The following is a 12,672-nucleotide window of genomic DNA, read 5'->3' as shown; positions in this document are numbered from 1 at the left end:
AGAAAAATAATATCATGTGGTTGTTTTAGTTTTTGCCCCCGCTTTAACAGGAGGCAATAACTTCTGCATATTTACTGTACGAATAATTTCCCATGTATCCGGATTATTAGGGTCATACTGTTCTAAATAAGCAATGACTTCTCGGGTAATCGGAGTCGGCGTAGAAGCACCAGATGTCACTGCTACTTTGTTTATTCCCTTAAGCCATTCCCGGTTCAATTCAGTCACATCCGAGATCCGGTAGGCCGTCACACCCGAAATCTCCTCTGATACCTGGGCAAGGCGGTTTGAATTATTGCTTCGTGGGTCACCAACGACAATGACTAAATCTGCCTGACCTGCTTGCTCCGCTACAGCTTCTTGGCGGACTTGTGTAGCCAAACAAATCTCATTGTGCACTTCAGCCCCCGGAAACTTCCGAAGTAATTCCTTCATGATATGTTTAATATCCCACTGACTCATCGTAGTCTGATTTGTAATCACAATCTTATCTGAATGAATGCTTAAATTTTCGATTTCTTCCTCTTTCTCAATCAAATGTACACGGTCAGGTGCGACGCCAATAGCTCCTTCTGGTTCTGGGTGCCCTCTCTTACCGATATAGACCACATCATAACCTTCAGCTACCTTCTCCTTGATTAGCACATGTGTCTTCGTCACATCAGGGCAAGTAGCATCTACCGTTGTTAGCCCCTTCTCACGGGCAATTTTACGTACCTCTGGTGACACACCATGTGCAGTGAAAATAATAGTGCCACTTTCCACCTGACTCAATATTTCGAGACGATTCGGTCCGTCCAGTGTAATAATTCCTTCATCCTCGAAAGAATTTGTGACATGACTATTATGAACAATCATGCCCAATATATAAATCGGCCGCGGCAAATCGAGGTTCTTAGCAGCCTGTCTGGCAAGCACCATCGCATCTACAACACCATAACAATAACCTCGTGGTGAAATTTTAATAACTTCCATAGTTTGGACAAACCTCACTTTCTCGTTTCAACATTTCCTTACGGAAGAAACAACTCTATTATATCCTATTCCTCCGAAGCGTCAAAGATAGTGGGAAGCCAAATCACAAACGTCGTACCTTCTCCTAGTTTCGTTTTTACTTCAACAGATCCATCATGCTCATCTATGATCCATTTAGCTATTGATAATCCTAGACCCGTTCCCTGAATAATCCCTCTAGACGGATCAGCACGATAGAATCGCTCAAAAATATGTGGTACTTCCTCACGGTCCATTCCAATTCCAGAATCAGCGATCCTAATTCCAATTTGATTATCTGCAGCAATGGCATCTATTGTCACACTGCCTTCTTGTGTATATTTGAATGCATTCTCTATGAAGATAAATAACATCTGCTGCAAATAATCTCTGCTACCCATGATATAAGTATTTTCGACTGCACTCAAATCACCCTGGAGCCACAACGCCTTGCGAGGAAGAAATTGCGCACGCCGAACCACTTCCTCCACTAATGGAGCGAGCGGTATTTGTTCTTTAACTACTGTCTGCCCCGCATCTGCCCTGGCAAGCGACAGCATGTCATTCACCAGTCTGCTCATGCGTTCAGACTCATCTGAAATATCACTCATAGCTTCCAAAGAAATATTCCGTAACTCCTCTTCGTCAAAAGCTACTGTACCATCCTTATCCTGAGACCACATTTTCTTCAAAAGATCGACATTGCCGCGAATAGTCGTAAGGGGGGTACGAAGTTCATGCGAAGCGTCCGAGACAAAACGCCGTTGAGTCGCATAAGCTTCATCCAGTTCTCTATAAAATACCTCTGTACGCTCCAGCATGTTATTCACTGTCCCGATCAGTTGACCTATCTCATCGTTTGGACCCTCATAATCAATTCTTACACTGAGATCATTTCCCGTCTGAATACCACTTGCGGCCTCGATCACTTTGCCAATCGGTGCCATAGATTTTCTTGCAAGAAACAGCCCGAACGTACTCGCAACCACAATCGAAACGAATGAACCTACGATCAGCATATTCTTCAATCGAACCATTAAACGATGTTCTGTATTGGTATCTGCTGCAAGCTGTAGCGAGCCTACGATAATATTCTCAATAACAAGGGGGCGTTCATACAATATATATGAATTACCGTTAATCGACACATTTTGGAATTCGCCCTTCATACCTATATCTTCAATGGATGGAACCGGAAATACCATCTCTCGGTCGAGCATCCCTTGTGATCTTTCTAAAGTACCTTTAACATAATTATTGAGTTGCCAGAAAATACGTGCATCTTCAAGCCGAATCCTTTGACTCAGCTCCAACCTGAGGTCTAATCCCTGTGAAAAACCAACCGTTTTTTCCTTAGCAATCTGTGCTCCTTGTTCTTCAACGCGATTCTTCACTTCATGAAAAGTATTATACCAAACAAGCCCATAAATCGATGCTCCAAACAGAATTAACACAACGCCCAATATACCTGTGTACCAAGCAGTCAGCCGAAGTCTTATCGACACCTCAAGAATCTCCTCTCAGGATGTAACCAGCTCCACGAATAGTTTGTATAATTCGCTTGCCGCCATACTCTTCCGTTTTTTGTCGTAACATCGCTATATAAACTTCCAGTACATTAGACTCGCCACTATAGTCATATCCCCATATTTTATCCATGATTAAATCCCTTGTCAGAAGTCTCTTAGGATTCTGCATGAATAAATATAACAACTCGAATTCTTTGGCAGTTAGTTCAAGGCGCTGCCCCGCCCGTAGAACCTCACGTGAATCAAGATCGAGTATAATATCCTCGAAGGAAAGTCTTTGCCCCGCTGTTTCTCCCGCTGGTTCTTTACGCCGCAACAAGGCACGAACTCTAGCCAACAATTCTTCAAGTGCAAACGGCTTGACCAAATAATCATCAGCTCCCATATCAAGCCCCTTCACTCGGTTCTCCACCTCGTCCTTAGCCGTCAGCATCAAGACAGGAACCGTACTCCCCCCCTCACGCAATCTTCGGCACACCTCAAAGCCATCAATCATTGGCATCATGACATCCAGAATGATCAAGTCCGGATCAACCGCCAATACCTTTGACAGTCCTTCTGTCCCATTGTTCGCTATATGTACATCATATCCTTCGAAGGCCAATCCTCTTCGCAACATGGATGTGATTTTTTCATCGTCATCAATAACTAATATTCCGGATCTCATCGTAAACTCTCCTCTACTAAGGCGATAACAATTGGGTACAGTTCGCCCACATCTTCATTATTCCTATTTTATCAAAAAAAATGATTACAAACGAATAAGAGGCGGTAGGACATAAAGCCCTGCCGCCTCTTGCAACACTTTAGGCCAGAACAATCACATTATTCCAAATTGGAAAAATCGTTCTTATCACCAATGGTTACTTTAAGATCGATGGTTTTGCCATCACGAACTACATTGAAAGTCACTTCAGTACCAACCTCTTGTTTCTGGATGTATTCGATCAAATCTTCCTTGGTAGCATGCTTCTTGCCATCAGCACCTGTAATAATATCGTAAGGTCGAAGATCTGCATTATACGCAGGCGACTTGTAGACAATTTCTGAAATAACGGATCCTTCTTCCACATCCGTACCCATTTGCTTAGCAACTTCACTCGTCATCGTCATTAGGGATGCACCGATAAATGGAACTGGTTTTTGTGGAATCTTCTCATTGTTCTTTAACTTATCGAGTACTTCATTGATTGTAGACGTTGGAATAGCAAAGCCAATACCTTGAGCATCCGAGCTAACTGCTACGTTAATCCCAACTACTTCCCCACTCAAGTTAAGCAGCGGTCCTCCAGAGTTACCCGGGTTGATGGAAGCATCTGTTTGTAGTAAATGCTCGTACTCCCGATCTTTCTCTCCATTCTCACCAGCAATTGTAATACCGCCCCGCTCTTTGGCACTTAGTACACCCGCTGTTACGGTATGATCAAATCCTTGTGGATTTCCAATCGCAACCAACCATTCACCAACTTCTGTGCTATCAGAATCGCCCAAAGGAATGGAAGGGAAATCGTTGTTTCCTTCTATCTTAAGCACTGCTAGATCAAGTTCATAACTTGTACCGAGCACCTTAGCTTCATATGGCTTCTCTGAGTCTTGCAATGTGACTTGAACAACGTCAGCATCATGTACCACATGCTCATTCGTCAGTATATATCCTTCTTTTTCAAAGATAAAACCGGAACCAATTCCCGTCGGAACCAGCTGGTCTGTGCCAGATGAAGTACCTCCATTGTTGTTGTCGGTGCTACCACCACCTGACGAGCCTCCACCGAAGAAATATTGGTAGAACGGATCAGTGCTATAAGGACTTTGGCTACTGCTTTGCTTACTTTGTTTCACCAAAGTTTCGATTTTGACAACCGCTGCTGAAGCCTGTTGTACTACACTCGTAACGTCTCCAGGATTTGTCATTGGGAATAAGACGTTAGAAGCCGACGACCCCGAACTATTACTTTGCGACCCGGATACAGAAGATGATACTGCCGGTGCTACAGCCGCCTCATTACCTGTGAACAGATTTTGCGTATCGGCATAAACCATGCCTCCGAGAAGAATTAGCATACCTGCCAAACCTCCGGCAATCACGCTCTTGAATGACACTTTTTTGGGCTGCTTCTGATTATATTGCCAATTACCAGTTCCCTTTCCCGGTGGTGTTCCAGCACCACCTGATGATGCTCTAGTTCCTTCCGAAGAAGAAGGTCGAATATCATAGGCTGAGGAAATCGGTTTAATCGGTTGTGGTCTCACGACTTCAACCTCTTCTGGTTGTTGGCGCTCGTAAGATAATTCATCACGTGATTCCTCTCGATCTCTACTATAAGATTGGAAAGGCCCGTAGGAATAATAATATGAGTTGTCTGATCCAGTTGACTCTTGAGGTTTATTATCTCCGTTCTCTCCCAAGGTTGGTTCAGGTTTGTTTTTGTTATCATCCATTGTAGTTATACCTCCTTCCCCTGTTTAGCAGGGGTTGTTGTTTATTTATGTTCTTATTGTGTACCATAAACCTTAAGAGCACCTTAAAAACAATTAAAAAGGAGATAAAAGCCTACCTTTTACACAAAAAATATGTTTATGTTTAGTCTACGAACGGGTGACCCAGCCTTGTCGATGCGCATAAATCGCGAGTTGTGTACGATCTTCAAGCTCACACTTCATCAATAGGTTACTGACATGGGTTTTTACCGTTTTGATGCTAATATGTAATTCCTCCGCTATATCTTTATTACTCTTTCCTTCTGCGATCAATAGGAGAACTTCTTTCTCACGTCCGGTCATACCCGAATGATCACCTTGAACCGAGCGTTGTCGCAATCCTCGGGTTAGGGCTTGGGCAACATCGCCCGTCATAACGGGCATTCCCCTATAAGCCCCTTGCAGTGCATAGATAAGTTCCTCCGCCGATACCGTCTTCAGCACATAACTGACAGCCCCCGCCTCTATAGCCTGTACAACAAGGTCGTCCTCTAAAAAACTTGTAAGAATCACAATTTTCAAGCCAGGATGACGATGAAGTACTTCCTTAGTGGCTTCTGCTCCATTCATGATCGGCATCATAAGGTCCATTAGAATAATATCAGGTAGCCCTTCTGGAATCCCATTGTCTAACATTTCGACTACTTCCTTGCCGTCAGTAGCCTCAGCAATCACTTCGAATCCAGGATCTAACATCAAATACGTTTTGAGTCCCATACGCACCATATCATGGTCGTCAACGATCATGATCTTAATCTTCTCGCTCATCCTCTTCTCCCCTTTTCCCTTCCTCAAACTTCGGTATATGTACACGTATTGTTGTTCCAGCACCCGGTTTGCTAATAATCTCAACATGGCCACCTAACTTCTCCGCTCGTTCTCTCATCGTCGATAAGCCATAAGAACCTTGCTTCTGATATGAACTGCTAAATCCCTGTCCATCATCACTAATACTAAGCACAACCTGACGGGGCCCTTCACGAAGTGAAAGGCTGACAAGTTTTGCACCGGCATGTTTAACGATATTAGCCATTGCTTCCTGAGTTATCAAGAATAATTGATGTTCTTTGGCTTCTGACAAATCTCCTTGAAGGTCCATATCCTTCATGCCCTTCAGACCATTCTGCCTGCAGTAGTCTGGGAACCATTGATCCAGGGCTTCTGCTAATGTCTTGCCAACAAGTTCCATTGGACGAAGTTGGGCAATCAAGGCACGCATCTGTCGCTGTGCAGAATTTGACATTTGAATCAACTGATCCAGCACGATTTTTGCTTGCGCTTCATTAGTCACCAGTACCTTAGGTAATGAGGAAGCCGCCATATGAATAGCGAACAACTGCTGGCTTACCGTATCGTGTAAATCTCTAGCGAGCCGTCGTCTTTCTTCAAGTACAGCGGTCTCAGCAGCCTGCTCCTTTTCCACTACTTCTTGTTCACCAAGCTGCTGTAATAACTGCATTTTCTTCTCAACCGTAGCCGTCATATTGTTGAATTCCTGGTATACACTGGAGAAGGATTGATCCACTGTATCTGGCATTCTGACCGAAAGGTTTCCTTTCGCCACTTGAAGCATATTTAAGTGTAACAAATCAATTCGTCGTTGAATGCGTTGTCCAGCAATATATCCAATAACAAACGTTACAATGACACTCCCTACCATACCGTAAATCCACACACGAGCATCATTCACCACAATAATCTTCGAGATGGACCCGATGTAAAGGGCAGCTGCTGTAATGCTGCCCGTAAGTAAAAAGTAAAACAGAAGCTCCCATTTTGTGTTTTTTAAAATACGCTGCACCATCATGATATCAACCTACCATATTAGCTTTAACATCGCCAATAAATACGCTCACAACTAGCTTGATTTTCTTACCTGCTTCACCATAATAAGGGGACTGGGCTTGAACGCTACTCATGAAGCCGCCTTGTTTCTGTGTCAATACTTTTAAATCGCCAATAAAGGCACTAGAAGTCACTGTAATCCCAATATCCATATCATCAGGAATGAACACCTTAACATCACCTATAAAGGCAGACACATTGATCTTAGTCTCACCATATGGTATTTGCGCTTTAGTTAAATCAATAATCGTATCCCCAATAAAATGAGAAATGTTCATCGGTTGCAATTGAAAGTACTCTTGACCAAAGTGTACATCTCCAATAAATCCGGATTTATTAAGCACTTCTACATTTCCTGAAGATGAAGATGATCCCATTCCATATTGACTCTGTGAGAATTTCTCCCGCTTCATCTGCTCTTTCTTCTTAGGATCTTCTATACCTGCATCATCAAAGATCGAGTCTAGTGGAGATTCCATCTCCGGATGAAACCTTGGATTGATCGGTGGATCAAGCGGTCCAGGAGGTGGGAATTCATTATTCCAATTTTGTTTGCGATCTCGTTTGCGATCACGACGATCACGTTTACTCTCACTACGATCATGAGAACGAGGTTTAAACAATACACTAATTCCTCCGATAATCAGCAGAACTGGGAAGAAATATCGAAAGAATTCACCTGGTGACAAATAAAGGTATCCTGTATTTCTACCCAGAAAATAAAGACCAATAATGATCAAAATAGCACTACCAACAAAATTGGAACCCATTCGGTTTCCATTTAATAAATGAGATAAGCCTCCTAATATCAAAAATACCGGCCAATACGTAGAAAATAAGTAACCGATACTGACATCTGTAATTCCCATTTGGTTGAGCAGGAACAAAGCACCTATTCCTATCAGAACCATTCCGCCTATAAATCTTCCGTCCCTCATTATATATCCCTCCATGTATTACAACGTAATCTTTATTAATTTCAGTTTACATCATTCTAATGTAGGACAACAGCGACGAGAGATGGAATCTTCCTCAGTCTGTAGACCGAGGTTCGCTCCAATAATTTACATAAAAATAAAGAGCGCCTGCAAAGGCGCTCTTAGTTACTCTATTTCATTATTTTTGTTTTTGGGAATTCTGATTAGAAACAGCGTTACGGGAAGCCTTTGCTTTCTGAGCTATTGTTGCATTTGTTTCCTCAGCGAATTCAGCGTTATACTTCTCATTCGGTGTTTTGTATCCCGGAGAAGCAGCCTTATTGTTATTGTTGTTTTGATTCGGCATATATTTCACCTCCACCTTTATAATACAGTGTTCCCTTTGCGTCTAATGATGACGTGTCAGAAAGCACTACAAACCGTATTATGCGAATTTTGAGGTTAAAATATGCAGATTACAACATCAAATGACTTTGTCCCATAAGTCCTCAGGAATTTCCTTACTGACTTCCATTACATTCCCTAGTTCCTTAAGCATGGCCTCCGTCAGTTTACCGCTACCCTTACGTATTACCTGTACTTCAACTTCTTTCTTCCCCCACTCCTTATATACCTGTTTAGTAGTGGAGAAGTACAGATCGATTTTCTTACCCTTAATGGCCGAGCCTTTGTCAGCTACTACCCCATAACCGTATCCTGGAATATACAGAATCGTTCCTAAAGGAAACACTTTCAAGTCAGCAGCGATGGTAGAAACCGTGTTTTTATCCCTGCGAACCTTAACCCCAGAATATGTAATACCGTATTGTGGATGGCTAGGTCGTTTTCCGGTTGATTCAATACCTGCTGTGTATCCTGTAGCCATTACTTTTACTGTCTTAACCACTTTTTTCTCGACGATCGGTTCTTCTTTTGTCTCAATCGACAACACATCAAGCTCATGACGTTCCGTCATCCTATTCGGTCTTACTATCGTCCAATTCGATTTGAACCCTTTGCCGGACTCATAATGTCCAGCGTATGAATATATGGATGGATTGTTATTAGCTTGGATTATGTTGTCAGAAGTCAGCAAAATAGTGAGCAGAAAAGTCAAGATAACTCCTACACCAATTTTGTACCACATAACAGTTTGACGCATATGAAAATCTCCCCCTTATTACGAAGGATTTCCATATGCGTCAAATTTCATACATTATTTAAGTGAATGGTATGTGGTGAACTAATCGTAACTACGAGAAAATTTGGGATTTCGATCGCTGTTATCCGCAGATTTCTTGTTTTTATTCCGCTTTAGCGGATGAAATCCGAGGATAAAGGCGAACGCGTTCGCTTCTTAAGCTCCAAATTTCCTCAACGTTACTTTCTTCACCCAATCGGTGAATCAAATTAAAAATCACTAACGCTTCTCCAGATTCAAACTGGTTTCACTTGTCCCGCAATTTAAACATAGCTCAATTTGTTCTAGATGGTATGGTTAGCAATTTCGCTGCGGAGCATTTCGATGACTTCATCCAACGGTTTAGCGCCGAGGTCGCCCTCGCCCCGTTTACGGACGGAGACACTACCGCTGCTTTGTTCACTCTCACCAATAACGAACATGTAAGGTAGTTTTTCTAACTGAGCTTCACGGATTTTATATCCAAGTTTCTCGTTGCGCAGATCACTCTCTGCCCGAATACCACTTGCCTGAAGTTTCTCTTGAACCTCACGTGCATAACCCTCAAAAGCACCCGAAACAGGAATCACCTTCGCTTGAACCGGCGCTAACCATAAAGGTAGGTTACCTGCAAAGTTCTCAAGCAAGAATGCTGAGAAACGCTCCATCGTTCCGAGAATACCCCGGTGTAATACGACTGGACGATGTTTCGCACCGTCGTCGCCGACATATTCTAATTCGAATCGTTCTGGGAGTAAGAAGTCGATCTGTACGGTCGAAAGTGTCTCTTCCTTGCCAAGAGCTGTTTTGATCTGTACGTCGAGCTTCGGTCCGTAGAAAGCAGCTTCACCTTCAGCTTCAAAGAAAGGTAGTCCCGCTTCTTCAACAACCTCACGTAACATCCGTTGCGCTGTATCCCACATTTCATCGTTTGCGAAATACTTCTCCGTATCTTTCGGATCACGGTAAGACAAGCGGAAGCGATAATCATTGATCCCAAAGTCGCTGTATACTTGTTTGATTAGATCAAGTACGCGTGTAAATTCGTCCTTGATTTGATCTAAGCGGCAGAAAATATGAGCATCGTTGAGTGTCATCGCCCGAACCCGGTGTAGCCCTGTCAGAGCTCCTGACATCTCATAACGGTGTTGCATACCAAGCTCAGCAATACGGATCGGTAGATCTCTGTAGCTACGCATATCGCTCTTATATACCATCATATGATGTGGACAGTTCATCGGACGAAGGACTAATTCTTCGTTATCAAGAACCATTTTAGGGAACATATCTTCCTGGTAATGTTCCCAGTGTCCGGATGTTTTATAAAGTTCAACATTACCTAGGACAGGTGTATAAACATGTTGATATCCCAAACGTTCTTCCATATCAACAATATAACGTTCAAGTGTGCGGCGCAGTGTAGCTCCCTTTGGAAGCCAGATCGGCAACCCTTGACCAACGAGATTAGAGAAAGTAAAGATATTCAACTCTTTACCCAATTTCCGGTGATCCCGCTTTTTAGCTTCCTCAAGCAAGTGCAAATGCTCGTCCAACTCGGCTTTTTTAACAAAAGCTGTACCGTAAATGCGCTGAAGCATTACGTTGTCACTATTACCGCGCCAGTAGGCACCAGCAACGCTAAGCAACTTAAATACTTTGATCTTACCTGTGGACGGTACATGAGGCCCCCGACATAGGTCAAAAAATTCACCTTGATCGTAAATGGAAATAATGCTGTCCTCTGGAAGGTCACGAATCAATTCCAGTTTGTATGGATCCTCAAGCTCAGCAAAGATAGCAAGCGCTTCTTCCCGGCTCACATTTCTACGTGTAATCGGTAAATTTTCACCAATAATACGTTCCATTTCTTTCTCGATTTTTTGCAAATCCTCTGGATTAAGGGAATGCTCCAAATCCATATCGTAATAAAAACCATCTTCGATAACCGGTCCGATACCAAGTTTAACTTCCTTGTTACCAAACAGTCTTTTCACCGCTTGAGCTAGCAAATGAGCACAACTATGACGCATCATTTCCAAACCATCTTTGGAATCAAACGTTATTAACTCAACAGACGCACCATCCTCAAGTTTGGTGTTCAGGTCAACTACGACTCCATTTATCTTTCCACCTACCGCATTTTTACGTAATCCACTACTAATTGAAGCCGCTACATCCTCCAAAGTGCTACCTTCTGCATACTCCCGGACCGAACCGTCCGGCAAAGAAATTGATACTGCCATTTTGTTTTCCTCCTATAAAATGATATCTGATCGCCCGAAGCGGACAATACAAAAAGCCCGTCCCGGAAAGGGACGAGCGTTATATACCCGTGGTTCCACCCTCATTCGACTTCTCCACTAACTAGTGGCAAGCCCTTATTCGGCATCGTATAACGGCAATGACCCGGCCTTCCTTAATTGCGTATAGAGTTAGGTAACAGCTCAACTCCATCCGTGTTCAGAAAAGCAGCTACAAAGTGGTAAACCAAAACCGAATCTCAAGGGAATTCCAGCCAAATGTTCCCTCTCTCTGTACAGTTCAATGTCATTGGTCCATATCTTCGTCAACGCTATTAAAGTTTGTTCAAAAAGTCACTATGCATGTAATTATAATGCTATCGTATTCTACCGTCAAGATAAGCTGTCAGTATGTATTAATCCACACACATAAGCTTCCCTATTTAGCTAGCTATACCACTTAATCGCTATGTCTAGCTCCTTGATGTATTAAATTGCACTGTGGACAGAGTAAGCAAAGTTCCACCCTATCGCCAAAAATCCGCCGTATGGTGGAAATAATTACAACCTCCGGGTCACGAGTATGAATCACAATACGGCTAGGTGACAGAGAAATTAGTGTGCTAACAACAATATCTTCCATCTCAAGTTCCTGATCAGCTATTCTTGCCACCACACCACTTACAGCAGAGACGCTTACTGTTGCGAACTCTTGATTTAGAATACTGAATTCACTACCGCGTATATGCATTAGGTGAACCAAGGGTGTCAGTGGTTCTTGAAAGTAAACGAAGTATTGGAGCAATCCAATAAATTCCTCGTACTGTTTATCAAGTAGGTACTCGTCAACAGCAAAGTCTACGGTTTCCTTTAACTTTGACTTATAATCCTTCAAGCGAAAAGTAATAAATCCATCCACATGAAAAGACTTACTTTCCTTTAGATACATGAAACAGGACTCCTTGATCCCCATAATCCGTAGATTTCGTGCCTCTAGACTGTCCTTCCCTGTACCGAGTAGTCTGCTGCTTAACTCTTTGACTGCCTTCAATTGCTCTGGAGAAGATAAGGAGTACTCTGTTGCAATGACCTCCGCGACAATTTTCGCTTCTCTAACATCCACAATATATTTTGCAAGTGCCTGAGCTAATCCCTGTAGCAGCATTACGTTCCATTCTTTCCTCGGGATATCACCTTCACCTATATCATGAACAGCTATTGCAGCTCTAATCAGCTTTCCATCCTGTGTATATGAAGTATCCGTTCGCTCTTTTCCCTTATATAACTCATCTATAGCTCCGTCAATGTATCCGGGTAACAAATTTCCCGACTCCGCAGAATCTAATTTTGCACATATCACAAAAAAATCCATGCACTCGCCCCCTTCCACTTCCTTCTCCAAAGTATATGGTGCGGAGGAAACGGATATACGGGGCGATTCATGGAAAGAAATGCAGTACGTAAAAGTGAAACTCTACGAATAATTATTG

The 12,672-nt window shown here is 42.8% G+C and carries 11 protein-coding genes; all 11 read right to left on the bottom strand.

The features are described 5' to 3' along the window. Positions 1-12: 12 nt before the first annotated feature. Positions 13-975, bottom strand: a complete 963-nt coding sequence (locus tag NST85_RS08545; protein WP_127192395.1) for a 4-hydroxy-3-methylbut-2-enyl diphosphate reductase — start codon at positions 973-975, stop codon at positions 13-15. 65 nt (positions 976-1,040) lie between these two features. Continuing rightward, entirely contained in the window at positions 1,041-2,498 is a 1,458-nt protein-coding gene (locus tag NST85_RS08540) for a sensor histidine kinase (RefSeq protein WP_127192396.1), read from the bottom strand. 1 nt (position 2,499) lies between these two features. After that, positions 2,500-3,189: a response regulator transcription factor gene (locus NST85_RS08535; protein ID WP_127192397.1), complete on the bottom strand. Its 690-nt coding sequence runs from the start codon at positions 3,187-3,189 to the stop codon at positions 2,500-2,502. Positions 3,190-3,347: 158 nt separating this feature from the next. After that, on the bottom strand, positions 3,348-4,961 hold the full coding sequence (locus NST85_RS08530; RefSeq protein WP_127192398.1) for a S1C family serine protease: 1,614 nt from the start codon (positions 4,959-4,961) through the stop codon (positions 3,348-3,350). A gap of 147 nt (positions 4,962-5,108) precedes the next feature. Beyond that, entirely contained in the window at positions 5,109-5,768 is a 660-nt protein-coding gene (locus NST85_RS08525; RefSeq protein WP_127192399.1) for a response regulator, read from the bottom strand. Beyond that, positions 5,752-6,807, bottom strand: a complete 1,056-nt coding sequence (locus NST85_RS08520) for a sensor histidine kinase (RefSeq protein WP_211350096.1) — start codon at positions 6,805-6,807, stop codon at positions 5,752-5,754. The genes NST85_RS08525 and NST85_RS08520 overlap by 17 nt, the downstream gene beginning before the upstream one ends. Positions 6,808-6,811: 4 nt before the next feature. Next, a complete protein-coding gene (liaF, locus tag NST85_RS08515; RefSeq protein ID WP_127192400.1) occupies positions 6,812-7,783 on the bottom strand; it encodes a cell wall-active antibiotics response protein LiaF in 972 nt (323 codons plus the stop codon). 178 nt (positions 7,784-7,961) lie between these two features. Next, the gene (locus NST85_RS08510; RefSeq protein WP_170220181.1) at positions 7,962-8,129 is read right to left on the bottom strand and encodes a hypothetical protein; all 168 of its coding nucleotides are present in this window, start codon (positions 8,127-8,129) and stop codon (positions 7,962-7,964) included. 117 nt (positions 8,130-8,246) lie between these two features. Beyond that, the gene (locus NST85_RS08505; protein WP_281278194.1) at positions 8,247-8,924 is read right to left on the bottom strand and encodes a 3D domain-containing protein; all 678 of its coding nucleotides are present in this window, start codon (positions 8,922-8,924) and stop codon (positions 8,247-8,249) included. Between the two features lie 323 nt (positions 8,925-9,247). Further along, the gene (thrS, locus tag NST85_RS08500; RefSeq protein WP_127192401.1) at positions 9,248-11,185 is read right to left on the bottom strand and encodes a threonine--tRNA ligase; all 1,938 of its coding nucleotides are present in this window, start codon (positions 11,183-11,185) and stop codon (positions 9,248-9,250) included. A gap of 457 nt (positions 11,186-11,642) precedes the next feature. Continuing rightward, positions 11,643-12,554 carry a putative sporulation protein YtxC gene (locus NST85_RS08495; protein WP_127192402.1) on the bottom strand — a complete coding sequence of 304 codons (912 nt, stop codon included), beginning with the start codon at positions 12,552-12,554 and terminating at the stop codon, positions 11,643-11,645. Positions 12,555-12,672: the final 118 nt, after the last annotated feature.

Origin of the sequence: Paenibacillus sp. FSL K6-2524 (assembly GCF_038005525.1) — a bacterium.
Lineage (GTDB): Bacteria > Bacillota > Bacilli > Paenibacillales > Paenibacillaceae > Fontibacillus > Fontibacillus anaericanus.
This window is presented reverse-complemented; position numbering and strand designations above follow the sequence as displayed.